General features: G+C 64.8%; 29 protein-coding genes and 2 tRNA genes. 17 read left to right on the top strand and 14 right to left on the bottom strand.

The annotated features are described in order from the left end of the window. Positions 1 to 93 precede the first annotated feature (93 nt). Together mtxX and F8E02_RS07265 are read right to left on the bottom strand one after the other, a co-directional pair. On the bottom strand, positions 94 to 855 hold the full coding sequence (mtxX, locus tag F8E02_RS07270) for a methanogenesis marker protein Mmp4/MtxX (protein ID WP_317064824.1): 762 nt from the start codon (positions 853 to 855) through the stop codon (positions 94 to 96). Next, positions 846 to 1,856, bottom strand: a complete 1,011-nt coding sequence (locus F8E02_RS07265) for a methanogenesis marker 2 protein (protein ID WP_317064823.1) — start codon at positions 1,854 to 1,856, stop codon at positions 846 to 848. Before F8E02_RS07265 ends, mtxX begins: the two co-directional genes overlap by 10 nt. Positions 1,857 to 2,069: 213 nt before the next feature. On the opposite strand from F8E02_RS07265, the gene F8E02_RS07260 reads away from it, so the two are divergent. Continuing rightward, positions 2,070 to 3,443: a replication factor C large subunit gene (locus F8E02_RS07260; protein ID WP_317064822.1), complete on the top strand. Its 1,374-nt coding sequence runs from the start codon at positions 2,070 to 2,072 to the stop codon at positions 3,441 to 3,443. Here F8E02_RS07260 and F8E02_RS07255 read toward each other — a convergent pair. After that, complete coding sequence (locus tag F8E02_RS07255) at positions 3,440 to 3,844, bottom strand: UPF0146 family protein (protein ID WP_317064821.1); 405 nt, start codon at positions 3,842 to 3,844, stop codon at positions 3,440 to 3,442. The two genes, F8E02_RS07260 and F8E02_RS07255, sit on opposite strands and share 4 nt — an antisense overlap. A 17-nt stretch (positions 3,845 to 3,861) precedes the next feature. Here F8E02_RS07255 and F8E02_RS07250 point away from each other — a divergent pair, with 17 nt between their 5' ends. The 4 genes from F8E02_RS07250 (at position 3,862) to F8E02_RS07235 (ending at position 6,864) form a co-directional block, all read left to right on the top strand. Beyond that, positions 3,862 to 4,401, top strand: coding sequence for an archaemetzincin family Zn-dependent metalloprotease (locus F8E02_RS07250; RefSeq protein WP_317064820.1), 540 nt, complete (start codon positions 3,862 to 3,864; stop codon positions 4,399 to 4,401). Positions 4,402 to 4,551: 150 nt separating this feature from the next. Beyond that, positions 4,552 to 5,076, top strand: a complete 525-nt coding sequence (locus F8E02_RS07245; protein WP_317064819.1) for a universal stress protein — start codon at positions 4,552 to 4,554, stop codon at positions 5,074 to 5,076. A gap of 10 nt (positions 5,077 to 5,086) precedes the next feature. Next, positions 5,087 to 6,409, top strand: a complete 1,323-nt coding sequence (locus F8E02_RS07240; RefSeq protein WP_317064818.1) for an ArsB/NhaD family transporter — start codon at positions 5,087 to 5,089, stop codon at positions 6,407 to 6,409. A 5-nt stretch (positions 6,410 to 6,414) separates the two neighbouring features. Continuing rightward, positions 6,415 to 6,864: a universal stress protein gene (locus tag F8E02_RS07235; protein ID WP_317064817.1), complete on the top strand. Its 450-nt coding sequence runs from the start codon at positions 6,415 to 6,417 to the stop codon at positions 6,862 to 6,864. 135 nt (positions 6,865 to 6,999) lie between these two features. Here the strand turns inward: F8E02_RS07235 and budA are convergent, their stop codons facing one another. The 3 genes from budA to F8E02_RS07220 all read right to left on the bottom strand — a co-directional run bounded on the left by budA (position 7,000) and on the right by F8E02_RS07220 (position 8,971). Then, positions 7,000 to 7,827, bottom strand: a complete 828-nt coding sequence (gene budA / locus F8E02_RS07230; RefSeq protein ID WP_317064816.1) for an acetolactate decarboxylase — start codon at positions 7,825 to 7,827, stop codon at positions 7,000 to 7,002. Positions 7,828 to 7,836: 9 nt separating this feature from the next. After that, positions 7,837 to 8,271 carry a nucleoside deaminase gene (locus F8E02_RS07225; RefSeq protein ID WP_317064815.1) on the bottom strand — a complete coding sequence of 145 codons (435 nt, stop codon included), beginning with the start codon at positions 8,269 to 8,271 and terminating at the stop codon, positions 7,837 to 7,839. A 157-nt stretch (positions 8,272 to 8,428) separates the two neighbouring features. Then, positions 8,429 to 8,971 (bottom strand): HEAT repeat domain-containing protein, encoded by a 543-nt coding sequence (locus F8E02_RS07220; RefSeq protein WP_317064814.1) that lies wholly within the window; start codon positions 8,969 to 8,971, stop codon positions 8,429 to 8,431. 105 nt (positions 8,972 to 9,076) lie between these two features. Here F8E02_RS07220 and F8E02_RS07215 point away from each other — a divergent pair, with 105 nt between their 5' ends. Further along, positions 9,077 to 9,502: a hypothetical protein gene (locus F8E02_RS07215; protein WP_317064813.1), complete on the top strand. Its 426-nt coding sequence runs from the start codon at positions 9,077 to 9,079 to the stop codon at positions 9,500 to 9,502. 24 nt (positions 9,503 to 9,526) lie between these two features. Here the strand turns inward: F8E02_RS07215 and nadC are convergent, their stop codons facing one another. The 3 genes from nadC to nadX are packed head-to-tail and all read right to left on the bottom strand — an operon-like array spanning position 9,527 to position 12,044. Then, the gene (gene nadC, locus F8E02_RS07210) at positions 9,527 to 10,381 is read right to left on the bottom strand and encodes a carboxylating nicotinate-nucleotide diphosphorylase (RefSeq protein ID WP_317064812.1); all 855 of its coding nucleotides are present in this window, start codon (positions 10,379 to 10,381) and stop codon (positions 9,527 to 9,529) included. 5 nt (positions 10,382 to 10,386) lie between these two features. Beyond that, positions 10,387 to 11,283 (bottom strand): quinolinate synthase NadA, encoded by an 897-nt coding sequence (nadA, locus tag F8E02_RS07205; RefSeq protein ID WP_317064811.1) that lies wholly within the window; start codon positions 11,281 to 11,283, stop codon positions 10,387 to 10,389. A gap of 2 nt (positions 11,284 to 11,285) precedes the next feature. Further along, positions 11,286 to 12,044: an aspartate dehydrogenase gene (nadX, locus tag F8E02_RS07200; RefSeq protein WP_317064810.1), complete on the bottom strand. Its 759-nt coding sequence runs from the start codon at positions 12,042 to 12,044 to the stop codon at positions 11,286 to 11,288. A gap of 149 nt (positions 12,045 to 12,193) precedes the next feature. Between nadX and F8E02_RS07195 the strand changes: the two genes are divergently transcribed. From F8E02_RS07195 to F8E02_RS07170, 6 genes are all read left to right on the top strand, one after another. Continuing rightward, complete coding sequence (locus F8E02_RS07195) at positions 12,194 to 13,432, top strand: tRNA (N(6)-L-threonylcarbamoyladenosine(37)-C(2))-methylthiotransferase (protein WP_317064809.1); 1,239 nt, start codon at positions 12,194 to 12,196, stop codon at positions 13,430 to 13,432. A gap of 44 nt (positions 13,433 to 13,476) precedes the next feature. After that, positions 13,477 to 13,917 carry a metal-dependent transcriptional regulator gene (locus F8E02_RS07190; protein ID WP_317064808.1) on the top strand — a complete coding sequence of 147 codons (441 nt, stop codon included), beginning with the start codon at positions 13,477 to 13,479 and terminating at the stop codon, positions 13,915 to 13,917. 68 nt (positions 13,918 to 13,985) lie between these two features. Further along, the gene (locus F8E02_RS07185) at positions 13,986 to 14,909 is read left to right on the top strand and encodes a metal ABC transporter solute-binding protein, Zn/Mn family (RefSeq protein ID WP_317064807.1); all 924 of its coding nucleotides are present in this window, start codon (positions 13,986 to 13,988) and stop codon (positions 14,907 to 14,909) included. Beyond that, complete coding sequence (locus tag F8E02_RS07180; protein WP_317064806.1) at positions 14,906 to 15,676, top strand: metal ABC transporter ATP-binding protein; 771 nt, start codon at positions 14,906 to 14,908, stop codon at positions 15,674 to 15,676. Before F8E02_RS07185 ends, F8E02_RS07180 begins: the two co-directional genes overlap by 4 nt. A gap of 1 nt (position 15,677) precedes the next feature. Continuing rightward, positions 15,678 to 16,487: a metal ABC transporter permease gene (locus tag F8E02_RS07175; protein ID WP_317064805.1), complete on the top strand. Its 810-nt coding sequence runs from the start codon at positions 15,678 to 15,680 to the stop codon at positions 16,485 to 16,487. Positions 16,488 to 16,536: 49 nt separating this feature from the next. Next, complete coding sequence (locus tag F8E02_RS07170) at positions 16,537 to 17,061, top strand: hypothetical protein (protein WP_317064804.1); 525 nt, start codon at positions 16,537 to 16,539, stop codon at positions 17,059 to 17,061. A 102-nt stretch (positions 17,062 to 17,163) separates the two neighbouring features. On the opposite strand, the gene F8E02_RS07165 is transcribed toward F8E02_RS07170, so the two are convergent. Then, positions 17,164 to 17,616 carry a hypothetical protein gene (locus tag F8E02_RS07165; protein WP_317064803.1) on the bottom strand — a complete coding sequence of 151 codons (453 nt, stop codon included), beginning with the start codon at positions 17,614 to 17,616 and terminating at the stop codon, positions 17,164 to 17,166. Between the two features lie 162 nt (positions 17,617 to 17,778). Here F8E02_RS07165 and serS point away from each other — a divergent pair, with 162 nt between their 5' ends. Both serS and F8E02_RS07155 read left to right on the top strand, forming a co-directional pair. Then, a complete protein-coding gene (serS, locus tag F8E02_RS07160) occupies positions 17,779 to 19,056 on the top strand; it encodes a serine--tRNA ligase (RefSeq protein ID WP_317064802.1) in 1,278 nt (425 codons plus the stop codon). Positions 19,057 to 19,396: 340 nt separating this feature from the next. After that, a complete protein-coding gene (locus F8E02_RS07155; protein WP_317064801.1) occupies positions 19,397 to 20,617 on the top strand; it encodes a serine hydrolase domain-containing protein in 1,221 nt (406 codons plus the stop codon). Positions 20,618 to 20,638: 21 nt separating this feature from the next. Here F8E02_RS07155 and F8E02_RS07150 read toward each other — a convergent pair whose 3' ends face one another. From F8E02_RS07150 to F8E02_RS07135, 4 genes are all read right to left on the bottom strand, one after another. Then, on the bottom strand, positions 20,639 to 21,340 hold the full coding sequence (locus tag F8E02_RS07150; protein WP_317064800.1) for a heme exporter protein CcmB: 702 nt from the start codon (positions 21,338 to 21,340) through the stop codon (positions 20,639 to 20,641). Then, the gene (locus F8E02_RS07145) at positions 21,337 to 22,269 is read right to left on the bottom strand and encodes an ABC transporter ATP-binding protein (RefSeq protein WP_317064799.1); all 933 of its coding nucleotides are present in this window, start codon (positions 22,267 to 22,269) and stop codon (positions 21,337 to 21,339) included. Before F8E02_RS07145 ends, F8E02_RS07150 begins: the two co-directional genes overlap by 4 nt. A 215-nt stretch (positions 22,270 to 22,484) precedes the next feature. After that, positions 22,485 to 22,557 (bottom strand) — tRNA-Ile (locus tag F8E02_RS07140). A 234-nt stretch (positions 22,558 to 22,791) separates the two neighbouring features. Beyond that, a tRNA-Ile gene (locus F8E02_RS07135) sits at positions 22,792 to 22,864 on the bottom strand. 106 nt (positions 22,865 to 22,970) lie between these two features. Here F8E02_RS07135 and iorA point away from each other — a divergent pair. The 3 genes from iorA to F8E02_RS07120 all read left to right on the top strand — a co-directional run bounded on the left by iorA (position 22,971) and on the right by F8E02_RS07120 (position 26,970). After that, entirely contained in the window at positions 22,971 to 24,740 is a 1,770-nt protein-coding gene (gene iorA, locus F8E02_RS07130; RefSeq protein ID WP_317064798.1) for an indolepyruvate ferredoxin oxidoreductase subunit alpha, read from the top strand. Further along, entirely contained in the window at positions 24,737 to 25,333 is a 597-nt protein-coding gene (locus F8E02_RS07125) for an indolepyruvate oxidoreductase subunit beta (protein ID WP_317064797.1), read from the top strand. Before iorA ends, F8E02_RS07125 begins: the two co-directional genes overlap by 4 nt. Positions 25,334 to 25,416: 83 nt before the next feature. Next, a complete protein-coding gene (locus tag F8E02_RS07120) occupies positions 25,417 to 26,970 on the top strand; it encodes a class I SAM-dependent methyltransferase (protein WP_317064796.1) in 1,554 nt (517 codons plus the stop codon). The last annotated feature ends 2 nt before the right edge of the window (positions 26,971 to 26,972 follow it).

Below are 26,972 nucleotides of genomic sequence, written 5' to 3'. Positions count from 1 at the left end.
TGCATATGGAGAGGGCATCCGGATACCCGGCACAAAACTGTGTCGATTGGAATGACGCAGGAGATCGGCCCTTTCAGGTTATGACGCCACGATTCAGCGGCATCTTGATTCTGCCAGAGATTTCGCGAGCATTATTGCATTCGTATAATCTGGTGAGGCGCGCGACGTATCCACGAAAATATCATCGATATTTACGACCGGAGCACCGTGCCCGACGCCGGCTCCGAGGAACGTGAGCGTCCGGAAGATCAGGTTCCCGGAGATCCCGTCGGGAGCGACGATCATCCCGTACCTCCCTGCCGCCTCCTCGATCAGGATCTCGGTATGCTCCGCCCCGGTCAGGCGGGCAACGAGTTCGGCGTCCGCCATCGTCCGGTCGACGACCGGGTGCCGCCCGATATCGCCGAGCCTTCCTCCCGAGAGGACCGCCACCCCCCCGGCGAGGCCGAAACTCCGCGCGATCTCCCGGCCGCGCTCGACGAACCGGACCTTCTCCTGCACCGTCCAGCCCTCGTCGACCCCGACCGGGGCAAGGAGGAAGAGGTGCCCGCCGGCGGTCTCGAGGAGAGCGATCCGCTCCAGGTGGTCGACGCTCTCGGCCCGTTTGAGGGCTTTCAGCGTGGACGAGGCGGCGAGAGTGCCCCTGACGGCGGCATCGATCCGACCTTCGGCGAGGGCCTCGATCAGGGCCTCTTCAGGATGCCCTGCCTCGACGACCGTCACGCCGTCCCCGAACGAACCGATAGAACCCGGACAGGAAAAAATGATGAGATCGACCTCCCCCGCGACCGCCCGGACGGTCGCGAGGATCTTTTCGTCAGGGGACGCCGCCCCGAGCCCGACCCTTACCGGCATGTCTCCCCTTCGGAGAAGATGCGCATGATGCCGTTATGGTCGAGATCGAAGACCTGGGTCTCCCGGTCCAGGTACCTGACGGCGAGCCGCCTGCTCCCGTCGACCTCGCCTATCGCGGACGCCGCCATGCCGACCGCGGCAAACCGGCGGCAGACCTCCTCCACGTGCTCCTCCTTTGCGGTCAGGATGAACCCCATGCCGGGATACATGCGCACCCACTGTTCGAAGGGGAGATCGATCGCCGCGAGGTCCGGGCGGGGAATCGCCTCGAGGTCGATCACCGCGCCCTTCTCGCTCACCTCAAGGAGCATGCCGAGGGTCCCGATCACCCCCGGGTTGCTGATGTCCTTGCCGGCCGTCACCAGGTGCTCTCTCCCCAGGTCCTCCATCACCCGGATCTGGGCCCGCACCGCCTCCGCCGACTTCATCGTGACGGAGTCCCAGTTGAAGCAGCACGACGGGTGCACCCGGCCGTCGAGGTCGATCGCTGCGATCACCCGGTCCCCTTCCTCTGCCGTGTTCGAGAAGATGAGCTGGTCCATCCGGGCCGTCCCGAGGATCGCGACGTCCACGACGCTGTAGGGCGTCTCCGGGTGCAGGTGCCCGCCCACGATCGGGACCCCGAACTGCGAGGACGCGGCGACCATCCCCCGGGTCACCTCGTCGCGAATACGGTCGTCCGTGGCGGAGAGGATATCGACCATCGCAACGGGCCTTCCTCCCATGGCGGCGATGTCGTGAACATTCACGAGCACGGCACAGTATCCCGCCCAGAACGGGTCGGCCTCCATGAGTCTGCTCCAGATACCGTCTGCCGCGAGCAGCAGCGCATCCTCCGCGTTATGCCGGATGACAGCGGCATCCTCACCGAACGAGGCGACGACATCGGGGCTCTCGATGCGGAGAGACCGGATCATGTTCCCGATCATCTTCTTCCGGGTGACGCCCTCGTATTCCCTGACGGCCTGTGCTACCGTATCGGTGGAGCAATCCTTCACCACAAGAACACCAACAATCTACTTTTCTTTATGCTATTCAGCCTCATCAGAGATAATGTATTTGATTCACCGGTATTATGCACTCTGTTCTGGGAGCCGATGGCAACGGCGCAGACCAGACCGCCCCCAATCCCGGAGAGGGGCCTGCCGGGCTGCACAGATCGCCGCATCACTCCCGGGGTCGGATTTTTGATGCGCCGCACCGAATAGATCGGTATGGACTGGACGGAGAAGTACAGGCCGCAACACCTCCAGGACGTCGTGGGGAACTCCGGGGCCGTCAGGCAGATGTACGAGTGGGCGCAGGACTGGTCGCGGCAGAAGAAGCCGCTCATCCTCTACGGGAAGCCCGGCACGGGGAAGACATCGAGCGCCCACGCCCTCGCAAACGACATGAACTGGGAGGTCGTGGAACTGAACGCCTCCGACCAGCGGACCAAGGCAGCCCTCGAGCGGGTGGCGGGCTCGGGGTCCACCACGGCCAGCCTCTCCGGCGCGAGCCGGAAACTCATCCTGCTCGACGAGGCCGACAACCTGCACGGGCAGGCGGACCGGGGCGGGGCGAAGGCGATCGTGGAGATCATCGCCGAATCAAGACAGCCGATCATCCTGATCGCAAACGACTACTACTCCCTCACGAAAGAACTCAAGACCGCCACGGAGCCGGTGCAGTTCCGGGCGCTCCAGGCCCGCTCGATCGTCCCCCGCCTCCGCCAGATCTGCGCCGCGGAGGGCGTGGCATGCGATCCTGCCGCGCTCGAGGGGATCGCCGACGCCGCCGGCGGCGACATGCGGGCCGCCGTGAACATGCTCTATGCCGCGGCCATCGGGAGAGACCGCCTCGTGGCGGGCGACGTCCAAACCTCCTCAAAGGACGAGCGGTCCACCATCTTCGAACTTGTCGGCGGGGTGTTCAAGGGGCGCAGAGACGCCGAGCTGCTCCGCATGGCCGTGGAGGTCGAGGACACCCCCGACGCCGTCGAGCAGTGGCTCGAAGGGAACCTCGACCAGATGCCCGATCTCGCCTCAAAGGCGCAGGGCTACGCCTGCCTCTCGAGGGCAGACGAGTATATCGGCCGGACCTACCGGCGGCAGTACTACACCCTCTGGCGGTACGCGAGCGCCGTGATGCTCCTCGGCGTCGCCGACGCCGCCGGCGGGGCCGGTATCCACGGCCGCATCATGCCGCCGTCACGCTGGCAGAAGATGGGGGCATCGAAGAAACAGAAGATGGTCCGGGCAGGCCTGACCCGGAAGCTCAGCGAGATGACCCATATCCCGGAGGATGCTCTCCGGGAGGACTTCTTCACCGCGATCGGCATCCTGGTCGAGCAGGACCCGGCGGGCTACGTCCGCGAGTTCGGGCTCGACGCCGACGAACTGAACCTCTTCATACACGACAAAACCCGGGCCGCGAAGGTGGTCAAGGACGTGGCAAAAGAGGAGAAGGCGAAAGAGAAGAAGACGTCCGGCAAAGAGAAAGCGCCCACGAAGGAGAAGAAGGGCAGGAAGGCCGGGGACGAAGAACCTCCTGCCGATACGAAAGAGACCCGCGAGAACCCTCCGCCGGGCCAGGCGACGCTCTTTTAAGGGCGGCGGTGGTAGCGGTGGAGGAGGACCGGGCCGCAGTCCAGGACCTCGCCGCCGTCCTCGTAGATCTCGCACCCCAGGTGGTAGACCAGGAGGTCGCTCTCGATCCGGCGGGCAAGCGCAATCAGCGGCGGGACCATCTCCACGCCGGGGCGGACGGCGTAGATCAGGTCCGCACCCGCATACAGCCGGAGATCGGGCTCGAAGACGTCGTCGGTCACGACAGTGAGACCCTCGTGCCGGATGCCGGGCCGGATGTCGGTGCAGAGGGCGAGGGCCCCGGCAGCCGCGACGATCCGCGCAGCGTCGGGGTTGTTGCCGATCCCCACCTCCACGGCACGGCGATAGCGGGCGGCGATATACTCCCCGATACTCCGTTCAATATGTTTATACTGACACATTACCCAGAGATTAGGTAATGGGCATCAATATTCTTTGGGACCGTCAGGCGCCGGAAGGCCTCGAACTCCCGGTCGCCCGGTCGATCACGATGATCCTGGGTCGAGAGACGAGGTTCGTCGAGTACCCGCTCCTCATCGACGGCTACGACAGAAACCGCAACCAGCACGATGCTCAAAAGATCCTGGATCGCCTGCAGGACACCGTCACCCGCAGGTACGCAATCTCCGGCCCGCTGCTCCTCGTCACCTCCCGCGACCTCTACGTCGGTGCGTGCGACTTCGTCTTCGGCCTCGCAAGGCCGGCGAGCGGTGTCGCCGTCGTCTCGACCGCCCGCTTCGGGAACGAGTACTACGGCAGGAGACCGGACGATGCCGACCTGATCGACCGGACCGCAAAGGAGGGAGCGCACGAGATCGGGCACCTCCTCGGCCTCGACCACTGCGATAACCCCGAGTGCGTGATGTTCCGGCCGCGGACGCTCGACGAACTGGACCGGAAGAGGAAGATGCTCTGTCCGGCCTGCACGGAGACGCCCGGGTTACGGGGAAAGGAGTGACTGCAAGCCCCGTTGTCCCTCTCCTGCCGCGATCTCCACTCCCCTTCTCCCGGCAGGGCAGGAAGAGCCCTGCCGGCCCGGCAGAGCAAAAGTATTAAACGACTGTTCCGGAAAACCTAGGAGTGATCTGCGATGGGATACTCTTCTTCCTTGATTCAGCGAAAGTTCAAAGACATCGTCGGGAGGCGCTACGATGCGGTCCTCAAGGACTACAGCGAGTTTCTGCTGACCGACGAGGAGACGCTCGTCCCGGAGGTCCGGTCTATCCTGATGCCGCTCGACCTCTTCGTCCATGATCTCACCGACGAAGCCATGGACGTGCTCTCTGCCTACAATGCCACCATCTCGCTCGCCTATATCACCGATGCCACGGTGGTCGCGATCCTCGAGCAGGCACTCGACCAGGCAGCCGCGGAAGAGTTCCGGGCCAGGAAGGAAGAGACTGGCAGGAATATCCTCGATAAGACGGCGGCAAGGCTCGAAGAGCACGGATTCTCGACCCGGACGCGGATCTTTGTCGGGCATAAGGGCGACGACGTCATCCGCATGGCAAAGAACCACGACATGGTGGCGCTCTGCCGGTGCTATGCCGACGGTGAAGCGACCAGCGACTCCATCAGCCCGGTCGTCCTGCGCATCTGCCAGCAGGTTGAGACGCCTGCGCTCATCTACTGACGGTGCCTGAATGGAAGCACTTGCACTGATCGCCGTAGCGGTCTTTCTCTTCACCTATGCGCTCATCATCGATGAGAGGATCCATCGGGCGGTTGCCGCCATGCTCGGGGGGGCGATCGTCGTCTTCCTCGGGATCGTCCCGTGGGAATCGCTTCTCGAACATGTGGATTTCGGGACGATCTTCTTACTTCTCGGGATGATGATCATCGTCAACACCGCCCGCGGGAGCGGTCTCTTCGAGTTCATCGCGATAAAGACGACGAAACTCGCGAGAGGGAGTCCCATCCGCGTGCTTGTCCTCTTTGCGCTCGTGACCGCGGTGGTGAGCGCGTTCCTCGACAACGTCACCACCGTCCTTCTCCTCACGCCGATGCTCCTCTACGTCGCGAGGGTGATGAACCTCAACCCGATCCCGTTCCTGGTCACGGAGATCTTCGCCTCCAACGTCGGCGGGGCCGCGACGCTCATCGGCGACCCGCCGAACATCATGATCGCGTCGTCGGCGGGACTGACCTTCAACGAGTTCCTGATCCACCTCGGCCCCATCATGATCGTCAACATGGTGATCCTCCTCCTGATGATGTACGTCATCTACGGGCGCTCGATGAGGGTGAGCCCCGACGAGCGGAAAGAGATGGTCCGGACGCTCGACGGCCTCGACGAGCGGGCGGCGATCGTCGATCGGTCGCTCTTCAACAAGTCGGTGGCCGTCATCGCCTTCGTGGTCTTCCTCTTCTTCATCCACGACAGGATCGGCGAGTTCCTGCACGTCGTCCTGCCGTTCGTCGATCCGGCGATGGGGCTTGAACCTGCGGAGGTGGCCCTGATCGGGGCGGCGATCATCCTCTTCTGGAGCCGGCAGTCGCCGGAGGAGATATTCGAGAAGATCGAGTGGCCGGCCCTCTTCTTCTTCGGCGGGCTCTTCGTCATCGTCGGCGCCCTCGTCGAGACCGGGATCATCTCGAGCATCGCCTCGGTGATGGTCGAGAACGTCGACTCGACCGGCGAGGCGATGTTCATCGTGGCCTGGTTTGCAGCTATCGCCTCGGCGATCGTGGACAACATCCCCCTGACCGCGGCGATGATCCCGCTCATCCACGACATGGGAACGACGATGGACGTCTACCCGCTCTGGTGGTCGCTCGCCCTCGGTGCGTGCCTCGGCGGAAACGGGACCGCCATCGGGGCGTCGGCAAACGTGGTCGTCATCGGTATCGCCGAGCGTGAGGGGATCAACATCTCCTTCATCGAGTTCCTGAAGGTCGGGATGCTGGTCCTCTTCGTGACGGTGGCAGTAGGATTCGTTATGCTCTGGCTGAAATTTGCGGTGTGAGTGACATGAAGATTCTCGTGCTCATCGATGGTTCGAAGTGGAGCCAGAAAGCGGCTTTCCACGCGATTGAACTGGCAAAGCGGAAGAACGCCGAGATAGTCCTCTTCTCGGTGCTGGATATCGCGGAGGCCAAGGCGCTGGCGTTCAACTTCTGCGCCCAGAGCGGTATCTGTGCCCAGTTGAAGGACTACGAAGGCCGGATCTGGGCCGATATGCGTAAGAGCATTCAGGACGATCAGAGCCACATCATCTCCCGCGCAGCGGGAGAGAGGGTCCGGGCCTCCGCGAAGGTCGTGGAAGGCAACGCCAGGGATGAGGTGCTCAAAGAGGCGAACTCCAACGGCTACGGGCTGGTCGTCATGGGCGCTTTCGGCAGGAGCGGGAAGACCCGGCTCAGCGCCCTGATCGAGGGGATCGGCGGCGCGGTCAGGCCGCCGCTGCTGATCGTCCGGTAACCATCTACTTTTTTCCGGCAGGGGCACCCCGCGTTCCGTCTCTTCCCGTTCCAGGGAGAACGTGCCGGGCGGCGCGGTCTTTATACGAGGGGAAAAAAGCAGGGGGAGCGGGAGCGCCTCACTGACGGGCAGGGACTATTTCTCAACCCGCTCGAGGTCGTCTGAGAGATCGTCTGATAGGTCGACCGTCCAGAAGTCGCCGGCCCCAGGGAGGACCATGGTGAAGTTCGTCGTGACGTCGATCTGCACGACGCTGTCTTCAGGCACCGTCATATCGAGCAGATGCCCGCCGGCGGTGCGGTCTCTCGTGATGAAGTGGAGATGGTAGCCAGGCACGTTGATCCCCTTCACCAGTTCAGGGGCCCAGAACCCGACGACGGTCCCGGTGACGTTCTCGAACGTGAAGACCGTCTGGTTTGCCGTCACGTCGGCGAGCCGCGGGTAAGGCTTCTCCTGGACGGGCACGCTCCGGGTCACGACCCTGGGGAAGGTGCCATCCATCCGGATCGCGTAAAAGAGGTTCCTGGACGGGAGCTCTGCCTCCAGGTGGCGCCCGAACCCGGTCAGGTTGGTCGGCTCCCCGACCGTGATCGTGAGGTCCGGGTCAAAGAAGGTCGCGGCCGCAAACGGCGTCGTCGCGCTCCCGGTGACCGGGTAGGCCCGGCCGTCGGTCCGGATCAGGTACCATTCCCCGTCGACGCCGACGAGCTCCCCGTCCAGCCGGTCGCCGCACCCGATCCCGAGATCCCCGTACGTTGCAAGTTCATCGAACGTCAGGCTGCCGTCGTACATGCCCTGCAGGAGCGCATCGATCGTCGAGACCTGGAAGAGCGTATCCCGGTCGGCCCCGGCGTCATCACCGGACCCGGCGGACCGGGGTGCGGCCGCAAGGGCTATCCCGGCTCCGATGAGGAGGAAGACGACCGCAACGGCGGCGTAGCGAAGCACCGGACTTTCAGCCATAGTTCCTCCTCACAGATCTCCGATATCCTCATACCAGAGCTCGGGATGCTTCTCGATGAACGTCCCCATCATCGCCTTGCAGACATCGAGATCCAGGTCGAGGACCTCGACGCCGTGGGACTCGAGAAACTCTCGTGCCCCGGAAAAGTTTGTCGACTCTCCCGCCACGACTTTGCCGATCCCGAACTGGACGATCGCTCCCGCACAGAGGTAGCAGGGCATCAGCGTCGAGTAGAGCGTACAGCCGGCGTATGAGCCGATCCTCCCTGCGTTTCTCAGACAGTCAATCTCAGCGTGGAGGATGGGATCGTTGCACTGGACCCGGCGGTTTCTCCCCCGCCCGACGATCCGGCCGTTACGCACCAGCACCGAACCGATGGGAATCCCGCCTTCCTGCAGCCCCGCCTCTGCTTCCTCAATTGCACATTTCATGAAGAGATCCATATGACGTACCCCCGGACACCAGAATGAGTATATAAACTGATCGTAATAATCGGCCAGATAAGAGAGGTCGTTACTATGTTATAAACACATGCGAAACGGAGACGCCACTACCGGCATCCAGCACCAGGGATCTGCTCAAACCCCGGGCGGCTGCCCGTCAGACACTCGGGATCTCCCGCTCGGTCGGGATGTCGTCGAGGGCCTCCCGGGCGGCAACCCTGACATCGCGGTCTGCGTCGCCGAGGAGGCGGGCCAGGGGTTCCCGGGCCCGCGGGTTGCCGATCCGGCCGAGCGCCCGGGCCGCCGTGATCCGGACACGGGGTTTTTCATCGCCGAGCACCCGGATCAGCGGTTCGACCGCCCGGGGATCGCCGATTTTGCCGAGCGCCCATGCCGACCCCGCCCTGGCCCAGGGACTCCTATCCTCCAGGCCCCGTATCAGCGGGAGCACGGATTCGCGGTCGTTGAGGAGGCCGAGGGCTTTCGCCGCCTTCCACCGCACGTCGACGAACTCGTCGTCCAGCGCCCGGATCAGGGGCTGCACCGCACGCCGGTCGCCCATCTCACCGAGGGCTTCCGCGGCCCGCCAGCGGTCGTTGAGGTCTCCGGACTCCAGCATGGCGAGGTAACGATGAAGCCTCGTCTCCCTGCCGGGGCCGCCGGTCTCGTCTCCCGGTATCGACGAATCCCTCCCTGCCATAGGCTACCTCCGGCCCATCTTGGGCCGCCGGAGTATAAGGTTTTGCCCGGCCCGGCGCCCCGGCAGGGAGGTGCATTTTTCTACTTTCCCGGCCATCACCATAGTATGGAGAGTCCGACCGGCACACCGGAGGGTACGGCGTTTCCCCCGGACCTGGAACGTCTTGGTATCGCCCCGGGGGCGAAGATCGACATCAGGGATCTGAATACGCTCGGAAAACGCCACAACTTCCAGGTCTTTCTCTACTTCGAGGAAGATCTGGCCCGGGACTCCACGCTCCGAAAAGACCTGCAGGAGTACGAGGATGTCCCGGACCTCGAACGCCCGTTCATCAGGCTGGAGGCGTTCCTCCAGTTCGCCGCCGAGTCGGACCCCCTCTTCACCCGCCGCCTGGACGAACTCCCGCTGGTCGTGGAGATCGTTGCCTACGGGGAGATCACGATGCGGGAAGGAAACTCCGTGCCCTACGTCAAAGGGGTCATGCCGTTTCTCGACGAACTCACGATGGAGGAGACGCCGGAGATCTCCTGATCCCCGCCCGTCTCCCGGCGGCGGTCACGGAATCCGGACCGTCCCTGCCCCTTTTAGAATATCCAGGCTCACGTCGAAGTTCCTGACGGTATGGGTGAGCGCGCCCATGCTGATGATATCGATCCCGGTTACGGCGTACCCGGCAAGGTCGGCGGCGGCGACGCCCCCGGAGACCTCGAGCGCCACCCGTTCCCGGAGGCCCCGGTCGGTGAGCACCCGGACAGCCTCACGGACCGCGTCTGCCGTCATGTTGTCGAGCAGGACGATATCGGCCCCGGCACCGGCGGCAATGACCGCCTCCTCGACGGTCTCGACCTCCACCTCGACCGTCCGGTAGAGGCTCTCGCTCTTCGCCCGCCGGACGGCCTCCGGGAGGGGCACCAGGGCGAGATGGTTGTCCTTGATCAGGACCATGTCCGAGAGAGAGTAGCGGTGCGGATCGCCCCCGCCGAGCACCACCGCCTTCTTGTCGAGCATCCTGAGCCCCGGTACAGTTTTCCGGGTGGCGGCGACCCGGACCCGCGGCGAGACCGCACGGACGGCATCGACCGCCTCCCGGGTCCGGGTCGCGATCCCGCTCATCCGCCCGACGATATTGAGCGCCGTCCGCTCGACGAGGAGGACCGCCCTCGCCGGCCCGTCGAGTTCGAGGAGGATCTCACCCGGCGCGACCTTCCTGCCGTCGACGGTATGCTCGCGGACCGTGACCCCGAAGTGCTCAAAGAGCCTTCGCGCCTCTTCAAGGCCGGCGACGATTCCCCGGTCCTTCGCCCGGACCACCGCCCGGCAGGCGATATCGGGGACGACCGTCTCGGAGGTGACGTCGCCCCACGGTGCGTCTTCACGGATGAACCGGAGCAGGTCTTCTATCGGGATCATGCCGCTCACGCCCCGACGGCGATCATCCGCTCGATCGCCTGCCGTGCCCGGTCCATGACTTCGGTGGGGAGGACGACCTCGTGCTCCCCGGACTCAAGCGCCCGCCGGAGGTCGGCGAGGGAGATCTTCTTCATATCGGCACAGATAGCCTCGGGTTTCTCGTAAAAGACCCTTCCGGGGTAGAGGGTCCGGAGACGGGAGACCATGTCCCGCTCGGTGAAGACCGACCAGGGCTCGTCTCCGCCGGCGGCGGCCCCGCGGACCATGCCACCCGTGGAGGCTATGAGATCGGCCTCTGCCTGGACCTCGGGCGGGCACTCGGGGTGGCAGACGATCCTGCCGCCCATCGTTCTGGCTGACTCGACGTCGGCAAGGGTGAACCCGGCGTGGACGTAGCAGTGGCCGCCGGGCGGCAGAGGGATGATAGTCTTTTTGGGGAGTTGCCGCTGGACGTATGCAGCGAGGTTCGCGTCGGGCCCGAAGAGGATCGTATCGTTTGGGAGCGACGCGACGACCCTGACCGCGTTTGCGGAGGTGCAGGTGATGTCGGCAAGCGCCTTGCTCTCCGCCGTGCTGTTGATGTAGACCACAACGGCCGCATCGGGGTGCCGCCCCCGCGCCTCTCTGATCAGGTCGGGGGTCAGGAAGTCGGCAAGGGGGCAGCCCGCGTCCTTTACCGGGATGACCACCTTCCGCTCCGGGTTGAGGATCTTCGCCGTCTCGGCCATGAACCGGACGCCGCAGACGACGATCAGGTCCGCCCGGCTCTCTTTCGCCTTCACCGCGAGTTCGAGGCTGTCGCCCACGACGTCGGCGAGCGCCTGGATCTCGGGAGGCTGGTAGTTATGCGCCATGACGACGGCGTTCTTTTCGGCTTTGAGCGCACGAATCTCCTGGTCCATTGCTATGTCCCCACCACCAGAGGGTTCTCGAGGTTCTTCAAGAGCGTCAGGATCGAGAGGGCTGCCATATAACTCGTCGCAGGGTTGTCCGGGCTCGGGACATTCCTGACCCGGACGTAGATGTCTCCGAAGTCGCCCTCGACGAAGATCTCGTGGACGTTCCTCTCCGCTGCAGGGTCGACCCAGAGCTCCACGTCGGCGTCCCTGCCGGCAGCGAGTCCCAGCGCTACAGCGACGTTGATGTTCTTCGGGTATTGCTTTATACAATCGTGCGCCAGCCCCTTAAATATCTCCATCCGCTCCGTGACGGGGAGGCCGAGCGAGGCCGGGGGCTTCGTCGTCCGCAGAAGCAGTTTTGTCGGCGGCGAGACCTGGCCGATCTTGAGGTTGTCGAGCCCGACGATGGCGCCGCTCGGGATCCGGATCTTCTTTCCGGCCTCGCGTGCCACGTCGACGAGGTGCTCGCGGAACTCCTCGTCCGCGAGTGCTCCCCCGGAGAGGACGACGATATCCCGGCCTGCCCGGAGAACCGCCTCTCCGTAGCGCCGGACGGCATCGACGGAGGCGGCTTCCACGACGATCGAGAAGTCCTCCCGCATGAAGGCGTCGAAGTCCGTATAGGGCCGGGCACGGCAGAGCGCCGCGAGCTCCGCCGCCCGGCCGGGGATGATATCGAAGACCGCAACAATCTGGATGCTCTCGGCGTGCGCAGCGATAATATGCCCGACGTTGCCGCATCCCAGCAACCCTATTTTAATCATTGAATAGAGAAGTTGTAATATCAGCGGTTAAGTATTGTGCTCCGCACAAAACCGGCCGGGAGAGAGATAAAACATCCTTCCGCGAGCGAGGGGACCGGACCGTCGGAAGGCCGGGCCGGCCGTCCGCCGCGCGCGGGGAGTCGATCATCATGACCCTTGAAGACCTGCGGGGAAGAGCGATCTACATCGAGAGTTACGGCTGCACCTACAATCACGCCGATACCCGGAGGCTCGAAGCGATACTGGAAGGTCTCGGCTGCACGCTGACCGGGCCGGACGACGCGGAGGCCGTGATCGTCAACACCTGCACGGTGATCGATGCGACGGAGAGGAAGATGCTCCGGCGCCTTGCGGTCTTCGCGGACCGGGACCTCTACGTGACCGGGTGCATGCCGCTCGTCCAGATGGAGAGGATCAGGTCGGTCTGCACCCCACACCTCATCCACCCCGACGAGATCCACGAGCGCTCCGGCACCGTCGGCACCCCCGGTGCGGGAGCGATCGGCGTGGTGCAGGTGGCGAGCGGGTGCCTCGGCCGGTGCAGTTACTGCATCACCCGGCTCGCACGAGGAAGGCTCAAGAGCGCATCCGCAGGCGAGATCCTCGACGCCGTCCGTGGCCTTGCCGCGTCGGGCGCATACGAGATCCAGCTGACCGGCCAGGACGTGGCCGCCTGGGGGCTCGACCGGGGCGAATCGCTCCCCGACCTCCTCCAGGCGATAACAGGGGTTCCCGGGCGGTTCGCCGTCAGGCTCGGGATGATGCACCCGGCCTCGGTGCTCGGGATCCTCGACCCCCTCATCGACGCCTGCGCAGGCGAGAAGGTCTTCCGGTTCCTCCATCTCCCCGTCCAGTCCGGCTCCGATACCGTTCTCGAGCGGATGCAGCGGGGCTATTCTGCCGCCGACGTGATCCGGATCGTCGATGCGTTCCGGGAGCGCTACCCGGAGATGATGATCTCGTCCGACTTCATCACCGGGTTTCCGGGGGAGACCGAAGAGGAGTTCCGTGAGACGCTCGGACTTCTCGAGCGTGCGGCGTTCGTGAAGGTGAACATCACCCGCTACTCCCGGCGGCCGGGGACGCCCGCTGCGGCCTTCAAAGACCTTCCCGAGCGGATACGGAAAGACCGGTCCCGGATACTGCTTGCAGAGGCAAACCGGATCTACGACCGCTACAACGAGCGCTGGATCGGGAGGGAGATACCGGTCGTCGCGACCGAGAAGAACGCTCCGGGCTCGACGATCTGCCGCAGTCCCTGTTACCTCAACGTCGTCGTGAGAGAGGACCTGCCGTTCGGGTTCTCGGGGAGAGCGGTGATCACGGAGAACCGGCGGCACTACGTCGTCGGGGAGCTGATCCCGGACGGGGCCGGCCATAAAGTTTAGCCCTACCGAAAATTTTTCTTCCGGGAGAGTCATACCATTCCCCCATGCAGGGGATCAGCGGGCACGAACTCTCCTCAAAGAAGGCCGAATACCTCAAGTTCATCCATATGCAGGGCGACGTCGTGAAGACGACCGAGATCGCCGTCAGGTTCTCGGTCGCGCCCTCGACGGTGACAAAAGCCCTCACGGAGATAGCGAAAGCGGGATACATCGAGCATACGCCCTACCACGGGGTGCGGCTCACTCCCGCCGGCACCGACTACGCCCGGTTCCTGCTCCGGCGTCACCGGATCGTCGCCCTGGTCCTCAGCCGCTACGGTCTCGAACCCGACGAAGCCTGCAGGGAGGCGGAGAGGATCGAGCAGTGCTTCTCAAAGGATCTCACGAACAGGATCTGCTCTTCGCTCGGGCATCCGATGATGAGCGGCTGCGGGGAGATCGAGCACGACCACTGTTGCTGCCCTTCCTGCGGGCGTCAGGGGTGACGGCACAACATTTTTACACCCGGAGAGGGGAATGTTTAGACTCACACCAAATCCGGAGGTGGAGACGCGTGGCATCACAGGATAAGGGCAGGCGAACCCTGTCATCGCTCGCCTGCGCCGCACTGGCAGTCCTTCTGCTGGCTGCAGCCTCGGCGGGGTGCACCGGAACCGAACAGAGAGAGGACGGAAAGATCGTCGTCGCAGTCACCATACCCCCCGAGCAGGAGTTCGTGGAACGGGTGGGGGGCGAGAACGTCCACGTGGTCCTGCTGGTGCCGGCGGGGGCCGACCCGCACACCTACGAACCGCCGCCGGGCATCCTCGCCTCCGTCGCGAAGGCGGACGTCTACGCCCCGGTGGGGTCGGGGATAGAGTTCGAGCTCGCCTGGAAGGATAAGATCGCCTCCTTAAACCCCGACATGCTGGTCGTCGACTGCTCGCGCGGCATCGACCTGATCTCGGCCGGAGAGCACCACCACGCAGAAGAGGGGCACCACCACGGCGGGACCGACCCGCACATCTGGCTCTCCCCGCGGAACGCGAAGGTCATGGTCGAGAACATCCGCGAGGCCCTCATTGAGGCGGACCCGGAGAACGCCGACGCCTACCGCCGGAACGCAGAAGCATACCTGGCGGAACTCGACACCCTCGACGCCGGGATCGCCGATGCGATCGCCGAATCGGGGGTGAAGAAGGTCATGGTCTACCACTCGTCGTGGGCCTACCTCGCCAGGGACTACGACCTGCAGGAGGTCCCGATCGAGAGCGAGGGCAAAGAGCCCTCCCCGCAGAGGATAGAGCACCTTGTTTCGCAGGCAAGGGAGGAAGGCATCAGGACGATCTTCGCGTCGCCCGAGCACTCCACCCGGAGCGCCGAGGTGATCGCGAGGGAGATCGGCGGGACCGTGGTGCTGATAAGTCCGCTCGAGAAGGATTACCTCGCGAACATGCGGCACGTGGCGGCGGCATTTGCGGAGAGCGGGAGCCCATGAGCGACGGTCCCGTGATCGAGGTAGACGACGTCTGGGTCAGGCTGCACGGCCGGACCGTGCTCGAGGGCGTGAGCCTCGCCGTCCACCCGCGGGAGTTCTACGCGATCATCGGGCCGAACGGCGGCGGGAAGACGACGCTTCTGCGGGTGATCCTCGGCCTCCTCCCCCCCTCCCGCGGCGAGATCCGGGTCCTCGGCGGCACCGGAGCGGCGATGCGCAAGAACCTCGGCTACGTCCCCCAGTTTCGGACGTTCGACTTCGACTACCCGATCACCGTGCGGGAGATGGTCCTCTCCGGCCGGCTCGGCCGCATCACCCGCTTTCCAAGGCGTTACGGTGAGGAAGACCAGGCCCGGGCCGAGGAGGCGCTCGAGACGATGGGCATCGCGGGCCTTGCCGACCGGCAGATCCGCGACCTCTCCGGCGGCGAGCAGCAGCGGGCGATCATCGCCCGGGCGCTCGTCGGCGACCCGAAGGTGCTCCTCCTCGACGAGCCCACGGTCTACGTGGACGCCCCGACGGAGGCCCATTTCTACGGGATCCTCGATCGGCTCCGCGACCGGATGGCGATCGTCCTCGTGACCCACGACATCGGGGTGATCCCGGAGCGCGTGACCCGGGTCGCCTGCTTAAACCGGCGCCTCTATACGCACGACACGAACGAGATCACGGCAGATATGCTCGAAGCCGCGTACCACTGCCCGGTGGACCTGATCGCCCACGGCGTCCCGCACCGGGTCTTTCCGGAGCACTCGCGGGAGGAGTAAGATGCTCGAAGTGCTCGGGTACGAGTTCTTCAGGAACGCGCTCATCGCCGGGGCGCTCGCGAGCGTCGCCTGCGGGATCATCGGCACCTACGTCGTGGTGCGGCGGATGGTCTCGGTCAGCGGCGGCATCTCCCACGCGGCCTTCGGGGGGATCGGCCTCGGCTACTACCTCGGGATCGACCCGCTCCTCGGCGCGACCGGGTTCACCGTGGCCACGGCTCTCGGGATGGGCGCGCTCGAGCTCCGTGCCCGGCAGAAGATGGACACGCTCATCGGCGCCGTCTGGGCGGCAGGGATGGCTATCGGGATCCTCTTCGTCTACCTGACACCGGGGTTCGCCCCCGACCTCTTCTCCTACCTCTTCGGGAACATCCTCCTCGTGCCGCAGGGCGATATCCTGCTGATGGCGGTCCTCGTCACCATCATCGTCGCCGTCGTGGCCCTTCTCTACCGGGAACTCCAGGCGGTCACCTTCGACCCGGACTACGCGACGGTCATGAACCTGCCGGTCGAGCGGCTCTCGCTCCTCCTCCTCGTGCTGATCGCCCTCACGGTGGTGATGCTGATACGGGTGGTGGGGATCATCCTCGTGATCGCGCTCCTCACGCTCCCGGCGGCGATCAGCCGCCTCTACACCACGCGGATCTGGAGCATGATGCTTCTTGCCGTCGTCCTCGGCATCGTCTTCACCGTGACGGGGATCGGGCTCTCCTACCTCATCGACGTCCCGTCGGGGGCGACGATCATCCTGGTGAGCACGGTCGCGTATGCGGGGGCCCTCGGCATCGAGCGCCTCCGGCAGGGCGACTGAAAGGGCAAACCGGTGCGCTTATGCCGGCCGGCGCAAGAGTAGGTGAGCAATGGATCCGATCATCGAAGAGGGATACGCCCGGCTCCTTGAGACTCTCGAGGATCTGCAGGCAAAGAAGGAAGAGTCGGCCGGGAAGGTTCGGGAGAGTATGGGCCCTCTCCTTGCGCGGATGGCCGCCGATACGGCGCCGGCCGTAGAAAGGATCGGCCTTGAGATGCTCCGGCGCGCAAAGCGGGAGGCCTCCGGAGACCTCTACGAGCAGGATTACTACGAGAAGAAGATGATCGTCCTCGGCAAGACCGATCCGCTCCCATATCGCCCGGACGATCCGACCATGCCGGTCCATGCCCAGATATGCGTCCTCTCCGCGGACGGGAACTTCTACGAGGTGATGTATACCAACACCGAGATCCGGGTCGACTCCTGCCTCTCTCCCCTGACACCGGAGGAGACCTTCGAGGTCTACGGCTACGACCTCGTCGTCATGCTCTACCGGGCGCTTTTTGAATATGCGCAGAAGGAAGAGGAACTGACGGCCGCACTCGCGCGGACGCTCGATTACCTCAGATCCTAAAACCCGCTTTTTTCCCCCGGGATCCGGCCGGATGCACGGGGGTATACGCGACAGACAGGGGGCGCCCGACGGACTCCCGGCACCCCAAGCCGTCAGGTAACCTCACCGGCTTCCGAAGATCGGGAACATCGGCTCGGTGGGGTCGCGCCCGGCCCCGAGCGCCGTGAGCGGGTACGAGCGGGTATGCTTTCTGCCGGCGGCATCCTCGTAGGAGACGACTGCTTTTGCCTCCGAGATCATGGTGCCGAGGCTGAACCCGGACTCCTCGTCCGGCTCGAGAGAGGGGACCTCGAAATCGATGTTCATCGGAACGAGGGCGACACGGATCTTCTGTGCTCTCGCATTGCCGGTATTGGTGACGATGACCTCGCGGGCATCCTCGGAGAGGTCTACGGTGACGAGCGGGAAGCTGCCAGTCTCCCCCATGATACGGATGCTCATCAGGAGGGCGAGCACGCAGACCAGCGCGATGAGGGCGAAGAAGACGTTGATGAAGAACAGGCCCAGCGTGATGAGAGCCCCCGCCACCAGGACGATCCTCTGGTTCTTATCCATGCTACATGAGTTAGCGCACCGGGAATTATAAGGGGTCGGTTTCGAGCGGGAGCGGCGGGACGCGATCCGGACGCGCTCTTCTGCAGGCCACCCGCACTCATCCTGCAGGGAGGGCAACATGACCATATACCGTCATGGCGAAAGTATGTACAGAGAGACAGCATGCTTGAGTTGAAGTTCGTTCGTGCGCACCCCGATGTCGTCAGGGCAGACCTCATCAAGAGAGGAGATACCGAGAAGCTGACCTGGATCGACGAGGTGCTGGAGATGGACCGGAGGGCACGGGAACTCACCGTGGCGATCGGCGACCTGCGCAACCGGAGGAACGTCATATCCCGCGAGATCAGCCAGGCGAGAAAGGCGGGAAAGGATGCCGCAGACCTCATCGCCGAGACGGCGGGTCTTCCCGGACGGATCAAGGAGGCGGAGATGGAGCGCGATACGCTCACCGAAGCGGTGACGTACCGCCTGATGCGGCTCCCGAACATCCTCCACGAGAGCGTCCCCGTAGGGAAAGACGACACCGAGAACGTCGAGGTCCGGCGGTGGGGCGAACCGCGGATCCCCGCATTCGATCTGAAGAACCACGGGGCGCTCGCCGTCGAGCACGACTGGGCGGACTTCGAACGCGCAGCAAAGATCTCCGGGGCCGGGTTCTACTTCCTGAAGGGGAGGCTCGCCCTCCTCGATATGGCACTCCAGCGGTTTGTGATGGACCTCCTCGTCGAGCGCGGATACACCCCGATCATCCCCCCCTACATGATGAACCGGGCCGCATACGAGGGTGTGACCGATCTGGCCGACTTCGAGAACGTCATGTACAAGGTCGACGGCGAGGACGAGTACCTGATCGCGACGAGCGAGCACCCGATGGCCGCGATGTACAGCGACGAGATCTTCGAGGAGAAGGGCCTGCCGCTCCGGCTGGCGGGCCTGAGCCCGTGCTTCCGGCGCGAGATCGGGGCGCACGGGCTCGATACGAAAGGGCTCTTCCGCGTCCACCAGTTCCACAAGGTGGAGCAGTTCGTCTACGCGACACCGGAGCAGTCCTGGGATCTCCACGAGGAGCTGCTCGCGAACGCCGAGGCGGTCTTCCAGCAGCTCGGCCTCCCCTACCGGGTCGTCCTGATCTGCACGGGGGACATCGGGACCGTCGCCGCGAAGAAGTACGACCTCGAGGTCTGGATGCCGCGGGAGGAGTGCTACCGCGAGGCGGTCTCCTGTTCGAACTGCACGGCCTACCAGGCGGTCCGGCTGAACATCAAGGTGCGCGATCCCGTTGAGTTCACCGAGAAGCGCTACCTGCATACCTTGAACAGCACCGCGATCGCGACCTCCCGTGCGATAAGGGCGATCCTCGAGAACTACCAGAACGAGGACGGGTCGGTCACCATCCCGAAGGCCCTCAGGCCCTACCTCTACGGTAGCGAGACGCTGTAGGCGCACCGGCCCTCCGGGGAGCCCGGAAACACCTTCTTTTTGGCAGGAAGGCGGCCTACTTCTGCCGCAGCCCTGCGATCTCGCCGAGCAGCACCCCGTAGACCCGGCGCTCCTCGGCGAGACCCTCGCAGGTGACGTAATCCATATCCCTCAGCGGGAGGCTCGCCCACCGGACTCCGCGCAACGGGCCGGATCAACTCCGAAAGTCGACATGTTCCTCGTCAAACCCGTCAGAGGTGCCACCGAACGGCCGGAGCCGATGCTCGACGGCAGAGGCACGCCGAGTGCTCCTCCGGAAGAAAAGGATGGCATATATGTGAAAAATCTCATAGGAATGATTATGCCCTCCTTCCCACATCCGAGGCTTCATATCCTCCTTCTCGTCGGTATCGTCGTAGCGGCGGCCATCCTCTCCTCCGGGTGCATGCAGAGCGCCGGACCCGTGCAGGAAGCAGACGATGCCTACAAAAATCCCCCGTCGCCGGCGACATCTGCCGACCTTGAGTCGATCGTCTCGGCCGGAGTCGTCAGCGCCGGCGTCCCCGGCGCCCTGATCGAGATCTCGACGCCGGAATGGACCTGGAACTATGCAGCCGGCAACGCCTCGCTCTCTCCCGCGAGACCTGCAACGCCGGAGATGCGGTTCATCATCGCGAGCGTGACGAAGACCTTCACGAGCGTCGCCATCCAGCAGCTCGCCGAGGACGGAAGACTCTCGCTCGACGATCCCATCGGCCGCCGGCTGCCGGCGGACGTGGCGGCGATGATCCCGGAGAGCAGCACGATCACGATCCGCCAGCTCCTCGATCACACGAGCGGCATCGCGGACTACGACGAGGACGCGATCGTCTTCGAAGAGTACGAGAACCCCGACACCCCCGTCCCCTACCAGGAAGGGATGCGCCAGAGCCTCGATGCCGGCCCCCTTTACCCGCCTGGAACGAACTACACCTACTCGAACGTGAACTACATCCTCCTGACCCTGATCATCGATGAGGCGGCCGGCGTCCCCTACGAGGATTACGTCACCCGCAACATCCTCGTGTCCTCCGGGATGAACGACACCTTCGTCCACCGGACCAATCACATCCCCGGACCGCACATGCGGGCCCAGGAGAGCGGAGAGGACGGCTCCGTTCTGGACTTCAGCGACCTCTACCTCCAGTTCGACCGGGGCGCCGGGGATATCGTGAGCACGACGGCCGATCTCAACAGGTTCCACCGCGCACTCCGCTCCGGGGCGCTGATCGGCCCGGCATCGCTTGCTGCGATGGAGAACACCTCCCCCCAGTCGCAGAAGTCCGGGCAGGTCCCCGGTTTCGGGGAGATGAGCGTCGGATGCGGTTACGGATACTTCGCGCAACAGAACGGATCGGAGGGCCTGACCCTCTACGGCCATACCGGCGGTTACTACGGCTCGTACACAATCCTCTACTACTGGGCCGAGAGAGACACCTACATCGCCATGAACAGCAACTCGGCGGCAAAAGCGGGCGCGGTAAACGAGGAGATCCTCGCCCCGGTCCTCCGATATCTCAAGGAAGGGACGGTGGCCGAATAGTAGACCGGCCCGTTCCATACCTTACGGAATTGTTCTGACAATCCGCTCCTTCGTCACCTTCCCGGCGATGACGCGGGCGAGGGCAAGGAGCACGATCCCGACTGCCGCGAGGATTGCCTCCATCGTCACCGAGATGCCCGACCCGGCCGGTGCGACCTGCTGGAGCCCGATGATCAGGAAGATGAACCCGAATATCAGCACGAACCCGAGGATCTGGTTCTCCCGCATCCCGAGCGCGAGCTGGGCCGCGCCGATGAGCCCGGCCGCAGCGACGATCCAGACCGGGACGACGACCGCGAGGTGAAGGAGGAGCAGGGGTTCGCCGGCTACGGGAGCGCTCGACAGGGTGTAAACAGCCGCGATGGTCACTGCGGCCGAGACGAGGGTCATCAGGTAGGCCGGCACGGCGACCCCGGCGGCCTTCCCCTCCCAGAGGCGGCGGAGGGAGACCGGGGTGCAGAGGAGCGTCTCGATGGAGCCGTCCCGCTTCTCGCGGAGGAAGGCGTCGGCGCAGAAGAGGTAGCCCATAAAGACCCCGACCGGGAGGGTGATCGTGGCGATGCCGGCGGTAATGACCGCTGCGTCCTCACCGGCGCCCGCGGCGATCCCGAGGATCGAGACGACCGGGAACCATACGGCGAAGATGAGCGCCGCGATGAGGGCGCTCCGGTTCCGGAGCGCGAGCCGCATCTCACGGCCGGCGATGACGCGAAACGTGCTCATGCCCCGCCCTCCGCAGAACCGACGTGTTCGAGGTAGATCTCCTCAAGCGACCTTGACGACCGGCAAACCTCCTCGATCCGGAACCCCGCCCCGACGAGGGCCGCGACGAGGTCGGGGGTCGCGCCGGGTTCGGCGAGGGTGCAGAGGAGACTATCGCCGTCGGCGTCGCACCCGGTGACGAACGGCAGTCTCCCGACGGTCTCACAGGCGCGGGCGCGGTCGGCCGGGTCGGCGAGGGAGACCGTCACGGCCGGGCGGCCGGAGGCCGCGGTGAGGTTTTCTACCGAATCGAAGGCACGGATCCTGCCGCCGGCAAGGATCGCGACCGTCGAGCAGATCCGCTCGACCTCATCGAGGTGGTGGGAGTTCAAAAAGACCGTCATCTCCTCCCGCCGGGAGAGTTCGAGGATGAGGTCGCGGACCATCCTCTGCGCGCCGGGGTCGAGGCCTGAAGAGGGTTCGTCGAGGAAGACGACTTCAGGACGGTGGAGGATGGCGCGGGCGATCCCGAGTTTCCGTTTCATCCCGGTCGAGAACGTCCCGACGGGATCGTCCCGCCGGTCGGCGAGATCGACGAGGGCGAGGAGCTCGTCGATCCTCTCCGCCGGGTCCTCGACACCGTAGAGGCCGGCGTAGTAGGCCAGGTTGCCGGCCGCGCTCATCCGGTCGGCAAGACCGTTGTTCTCAAAGAGCACCCCGACCCTCCGGCGCGCATCGTCGTCGGCGGCAAGGTCCCGCCCGAGGACCCGGACCTCCCCCGTGCCGGGGGCGAGGAGGCCGAGCAGGATCCGGATGGTCGTCGTCTTCCCGGCGCCGTTCGGACCAAGATAGCCGAAGATCTCACCCTGCCCGACGGTGAACGAGACGTCGCGGAGGACGTCGCGGCCGTCGAAGGACCGCGAGAGGCCCCGGACCTCGACGGTGCTCACGCCGGCGACCTCCTGTATCCCGCGAAGCGGTTGCCGGAGGTCCCCCGGAGTCTCCCGGCTGCGTGACCGGTAACATACATAGGGATAGATCTCCACGCGAAAGCGTAAAAGGAGCAGGTATCGTGCGAGGGGCGGGTGGATTGCCGGGGAGAGAAATTGCTCGATAGCCTGACCGGGCAGAAACAATCTCAAGGAAAGAACCAAGGAAAGAAGGATGGGCCCGGTGCGATTCGAACGCACGACCTCCCGGTTATCAGCCGGGTGCACCACCGGCTATGCTACGGGCCCGGTGGGATTACCTTAGTGCCTATAAATGTTGTATCATCACCAACATAAAGGTTGCGCCGGAACCCTGCTCCCGAACCGCCTGATTACGATATTATTGCAGAACACGCACGGGATAGCATACCGACGGCAGCTCAACACAGGTCGCCGCCCCACCCGCGAGAGAGGTGATGGCAGAACCGCACATAATCTCAGGCGAAATAGGGCCCGTTCCGGAAAAGCATGACAGAAAGAGTATGGGCCCGGTGCGATTCGAACGCACGACCTCCCGGTTATCAGCCGGGTGCACCACCGGCTATGCTACGGGCCCGGGTAAAATTCCCTCCAGCATCTGGCATATAAGCACTTAATTTTTTGGATTGGCATCCAAAGCGCTATGTTGAAAACCGATGATAGAAGTACAGTTGAGTAGAACAATGGCTGTACGATACCTACTCGGAAACGAGGGCATCGCTCACGCATGCCTGGAGGCAAACATCGATTTTGCCAGCGGCTATCCGGGAACGCCGTCATCGGAAGTGATCGATATCCTCCGGGTGCAGGAGGAGCGGCCCTTCACCGTGGAGTGGTCCACGAACGAGAAGGTCGCCTTCGAGAACGCGCTCGCCGCCGCCTGGTGCGGACTGCGCGCACTCTGCACCATGAAGCATGTCGGGCTGAACGTGGCTGCCGACCCCCTGATGACGAGCGCATACACCGGGGTGACCGGAGGGTTCGTCGTCCTCTGCGCAGACGACCCCTTCGCGCACAGCTCCCAGAACGAGCAGGATACCCGGCGCTATGCGCACTTTGCGAAGATCCCCTGCCTCGACCCCTCATCGGTCCAGGAAGCCCACGACATGCTGCGGGACTCCTTCGCCCTCTCCGAGGAGTTCGGTCTCCCCGTGATCTTCCGGCCCACCACCCGGATCTGCCACTCAAAGAGCGACGTCGAGCTCGGCGCAGTCGGGACCGAACACCGGACCGCCGTCTTCCAGCGCGACCCCAAGCAGTACGTGGTCATCCCCGCGCACACGAGGGTGCTGCATAAGAAGCTGAACGAGAAGCAACAGCCCTTGCAAAGGCGACTGGTCGAACTCGGCTACAACCGCCACACCGTCCGGGGCACGACCGCCGTCGTCACGAGCGGCGTCGCGGCCGCCTACGTCCAGGAGGTGCTCCCCGACAACGTCTCGCTCGCGATCGTCGGCGCCTACCCCATCGACGAGGAGTGGCTCAAATCCTTCGTCGACCGGCACGAGAAGGTCCTCGTCGTCGAGGAACTCGCCCCCGTCGTCGAGGAGGCGATCCGCCAGGTGGCGACAACCACCGAGGTCCTCGGCAAGACGACCGGGACGGTGCCGTGGGAAGGGGAACTCAACCCGGCGACCGTCTCTGCCGTCCTCGATAAGGCAGGCATCGCCCCCACCGTGACCTTCCCCGCACCTGCCCCGGTCCAGGGGGTGCCGCCCCGCCCGCCGATCCTCTGCGCCGGGTGCATGCACCGGCCGACGTTCTACGCGATGCGGAAGGTCTTCCGCGACGGCATCTTCCCAAGCGACATCGGGTGCTACACCCTCGGCCTCCAGCTCGGCGCGGTGGACACTACCATCTGCATGGGCGCCTCGATCACCGTCGGGAGCGGCATCGCCCGATCGGGGGAGGAGCACCCTGTGGTCTGCACCATCGGCGACTCGACGTTCCTCCACACGGGAATGCCGGGACTCCTGAATGCCGTCTATAACGGCGCCGAGATGGTCGTCGTCATACTCGACAACCGGACCACCGCCATGACCGGCCACCAGCCGAACCCCAACACCGGAATGACGGCGACAGGCGTCGAGAGCACCCCGATATCGCTCGACGCCATCTGCCGGTCGTGCGGGGTCTCCTGGGTCGAGACCGTCGATCCTTACGACCTCCCGGTCCTCCTCGACACGTTCCGGAAGGCAAAGGAGCGCAAAGGCGTCCGGGTCATCATCGCAAAACAGCCCTGCGTCATCACCGCACGGAAGAGCGGGATCAAACGCAAGGTCTACGCGATCGATCTTGAGCGGTGCACCGGCTGCGGCGTCTGCCGGTCGTTCGGCTGCCCGGCGATCGCGTTTGCCGGGAAAAACGCGACGATCACCGAACTCTGCGCCGGCTGCGGGGTCTGCGCAGACATCTGCCCGTCGGGTGCGATCGGCATGGAGGGACGGCAATGAAACCCTCGTTCGACATCCTGATCGTCGGAATCGGCGGTCAGGGTACCGTCCTCGCCTCGAATGTCCTCGGCGAGGCCTGCATCATCGAGAACCGGACCGTCCGGAGCGCCGAGACCCACGGCATGGCGCAGCGCGGCGGGTCGGTGGAGAGCCACATCCGGATCGACGGGAAGTTCGGGTCCCTGATCGCGCCGGGGACGGCGGATCTCCTCATCGCCTTCGACCTCCTCGAGGCCCTCCGCTACCGCCACTACCTGCCGGCCGGAGGAAGGCTCATCGTGAACCGGAACCTGGTCGTCCCCACGTCGGTCTACCAGCAGAACCTGGACGTGCCCGACGAGGAGAGCATCCTTTCCGCGCTCGCCGATCTTGACGTCGCCTGCATCGACGCCGCAGGCCTCGCAGAGGAGGCGGGGAGCATCCTCTCGCAGAACATCGTGATGCTCGGCGCCGCGTCCGGGTTCATCCCGCTCCGGCCCGATACCCTCGAAGAGGCGGTGCGCCGGTGCGTCCCGAGAAAGACCGTCGAGGTCAACGCCGCGGCTTTCAGGCTCGGCCGGGAGGCGGGGGCGCGGGGCGCGGGCACGCCCTGACCGGCGAACTGCCGCCGACCCCTCCCTCACCACTTTCTCACCTCCCGCAACCTGTATTACCCATCCTGCCGACCTGATACGCCATGAGCGAGCGGGATATCGTTGCAGCACTGGAGCGCCGTGCAGGCGCAGAGCCGGAGTTCAGGCTCTCGGAACTTCAAAAAGACCTGGGAGCCGGGCAATCGCTCGAACGCCTCGCCGCGGACCTCCGCCCGCACCTTGATAGCCTCGGCCTCGCCATCAGGCCCGCGGGCGAGGACTACGTGATCGGCCGCCGCCCGGACGGCGGGAGTCTCGCGGTCGACGAAGCCGGGCGGGAGCGCCAGCTGGCGTTCTTCCGGAACCCCGGGGTTCCCGGCTATCTCCAGGAACTGGTCGAGTCCTACATCGCGAAGAAGACCGCCAAGCCCTGGGACGACGCTACCGTGCTCGACCGGATGAAGAACGCCATCCTCGCCCAGAAGAGCCAGTACTGGAAGGAGCGGCAGGTGAGTTACCGGAAGGCCTACCCGGTCCTCGGCTATCTCGCCTACCACGCCCCGGTCTACCTGGTGCAGTTCGAGCACATCCTCTGGCAGATCGTCGGCCGCGGGCTCGCGAAACCTCACATGCGCATCCTCGATCTCGGCACCGGGCCGGGCGTGGTGCCGCTCGCCGTCATCGATCTCTTCGGGCGAATCGGGACTGGAACGGCTGATATCTACGCCGTCGAACGCTCCGAAGAGCACTTCGAGGCCTACAACGCCCTCGTCCCGGCCGCAGCCGCGGCGATGGGTGACAGGGTGCGGGTGGAAAAGCTCATCCGCGCGGATATCGGAGCGCTCGCGGCAAAAGACCTGCCCGGTGAGATCGATCTCATGGTCTTCTCGAACGTCCTCGGCGAGCTCCGCCAGATGAGTATCGACCAGCGTGCCGACCTCGTCGCCGCTCTCGCCGAACGGCTCGCTCCCGACGGGACGATCGTCATCGTGGAGCCCGCCGACCTCGCCAACGCAACCGCGATGCGCCAGACCGTTCGCGCCATCGCAGACCGGGGGCTCACCGTCTTCAGTCCCTGCTCGTTCATCTGGGGCACCGCCTGCAACCCCGCGCGGTGCTGGACCTTCGAGCAGAAGGGCGACATCCGGCCGACCCGGCTGATGGAGCGCCTCGCGGAGGGGAAAGATGGCTACCGGTTCATCAACGTAGACATCAAGTATGCCTCGGCGCTCCTGCGGAAGGATGCCTCGGTACAACACGCCTACCGGGTCCCGCCGGGAGCGAAGTTCGCCCGCCTCTCCCACCTCCGCCAGCACCGGGACAAGAAGATCAACGTCGTCGCCGCGCTGATGTCCGCGAACCTCGGCGATAACCGGACGAAGGTCTACAAGGTCTGCGACGGGACGCCTGCAGACCAGGTCTACGCCGTGGTCCCGGCGACCCTCCGCGGCACGAACCGCGACGCGCTCGAAGGCCCCGCCTATGGCGATATCGTCCGGCTCTACGGTGTCCTCGTCCGGTTCAACAAAGACCATAATGCCTACAATCTGGTCGTCCTCCCCGGGACCCGGGTAGAGCCGGTCGGGTCCCCGCAGGGTGAGGGAGCCGGGACCGGCCCAACGGAGATTCCCGGCTCCCGCAGGCCTGCCGGAGATTGAGG

This window comes from Methanoculleus caldifontis, assembly GCF_032842345.1.
Taxonomy (GTDB): Archaea; Halobacteriota; Methanomicrobia; order Methanomicrobiales; family Methanoculleaceae; genus Methanoculleus; species Methanoculleus caldifontis.
This window is presented reverse-complemented; position numbering and strand designations above follow the sequence as displayed.

Bases quoted from the DNA above. Each gene is read 5' to 3' on its own strand.
- F8E02_RS07225 (WP_317064815.1), bottom strand. From the start codon at position 8,271: ATGGATCTCTTCATGAAATGTGCAATTGAGGAAGCAGAGGCGGGGCTG.
- F8E02_RS07155 (WP_317064801.1), top strand. From the start codon at position 19,397: ATGCCCTCCTTCCCACATCCGAGGCTTCATATCCTCCTTCTCGTCGGT.
- serS (WP_317064802.1), top strand. From the start codon at position 17,779: ATGCTTGAGTTGAAGTTCGTTCGTGCGCACCCCGATGTCGTCAGGGCA.
- F8E02_RS07170 (WP_317064804.1), top strand. From the start codon at position 16,537: ATGGATCCGATCATCGAAGAGGGATACGCCCGGCTCCTTGAGACTCTC.
- F8E02_RS07235 (WP_317064817.1), top strand. From the start codon at position 6,415: ATGAAGATTCTCGTGCTCATCGATGGTTCGAAGTGGAGCCAGAAAGCG.
- F8E02_RS07260 (WP_317064822.1), top strand. From the start codon at position 2,070: ATGGACTGGACGGAGAAGTACAGGCCGCAACACCTCCAGGACGTCGTG.
- nadA (WP_317064811.1), bottom strand. From the start codon at position 11,283: ATGGACCAGGAGATTCGTGCGCTCAAAGCCGAAAAGAACGCCGTCGTC.
- F8E02_RS07250 (WP_317064820.1), top strand. From the start codon at position 3,862: ATGGGCATCAATATTCTTTGGGACCGTCAGGCGCCGGAAGGCCTCGAA.
- nadC (WP_317064812.1), bottom strand. From the start codon at position 10,381: ATGATCCCGATAGAAGACCTGCTCCGGTTCATCCGTGAAGACGCACCG.
- F8E02_RS07240 (WP_317064818.1), top strand. From the start codon at position 5,087: ATGGAAGCACTTGCACTGATCGCCGTAGCGGTCTTTCTCTTCACCTAT.
- F8E02_RS07255 (WP_317064821.1), bottom strand. From the start codon at position 3,844: ATGTGTCAGTATAAACATATTGAACGGAGTATCGGGGAGTATATCGCC.
- F8E02_RS07125 (WP_317064797.1), top strand. From the start codon at position 24,737: ATGAAACCCTCGTTCGACATCCTGATCGTCGGAATCGGCGGTCAGGGT.
- budA (WP_317064816.1), bottom strand. From the start codon at position 7,827: ATGGCTGAAAGTCCGGTGCTTCGCTACGCCGCCGTTGCGGTCGTCTTC.
- F8E02_RS07220 (WP_317064814.1), bottom strand. From the start codon at position 8,971: ATGGCAGGGAGGGATTCGTCGATACCGGGAGACGAGACCGGCGGCCCC.
- F8E02_RS07150 (WP_317064800.1), bottom strand. From the start codon at position 21,340: ATGAGCACGTTTCGCGTCATCGCCGGCCGTGAGATGCGGCTCGCGCTC.
- F8E02_RS07180 (WP_317064806.1), top strand. From the start codon at position 14,906: ATGAGCGACGGTCCCGTGATCGAGGTAGACGACGTCTGGGTCAGGCTG.
- F8E02_RS07120 (WP_317064796.1), top strand. From the start codon at position 25,417: ATGAGCGAGCGGGATATCGTTGCAGCACTGGAGCGCCGTGCAGGCGCA.
- F8E02_RS07190 (WP_317064808.1), top strand. From the start codon at position 13,477: ATGCAGGGGATCAGCGGGCACGAACTCTCCTCAAAGAAGGCCGAATAC.
- mtxX (WP_317064824.1), bottom strand. From the start codon at position 855: ATGCCGGTAAGGGTCGGGCTCGGGGCGGCGTCCCCTGACGAAAAGATC.
- F8E02_RS07195 (WP_317064809.1), top strand. From the start codon at position 12,194: ATGACCCTTGAAGACCTGCGGGGAAGAGCGATCTACATCGAGAGTTAC.
- F8E02_RS07165 (WP_317064803.1), bottom strand. From the start codon at position 17,616: ATGGATAAGAACCAGAGGATCGTCCTGGTGGCGGGGGCTCTCATCACG.
- F8E02_RS07175 (WP_317064805.1), top strand. From the start codon at position 15,678: ATGCTCGAAGTGCTCGGGTACGAGTTCTTCAGGAACGCGCTCATCGCC.
- iorA (WP_317064798.1), top strand. From the start codon at position 22,971: ATGGCTGTACGATACCTACTCGGAAACGAGGGCATCGCTCACGCATGC.
- nadX (WP_317064810.1), bottom strand. From the start codon at position 12,044: ATGATTAAAATAGGGTTGCTGGGATGCGGCAACGTCGGGCATATTATC.
- F8E02_RS07215 (WP_317064813.1), top strand. From the start codon at position 9,077: ATGGAGAGTCCGACCGGCACACCGGAGGGTACGGCGTTTCCCCCGGAC.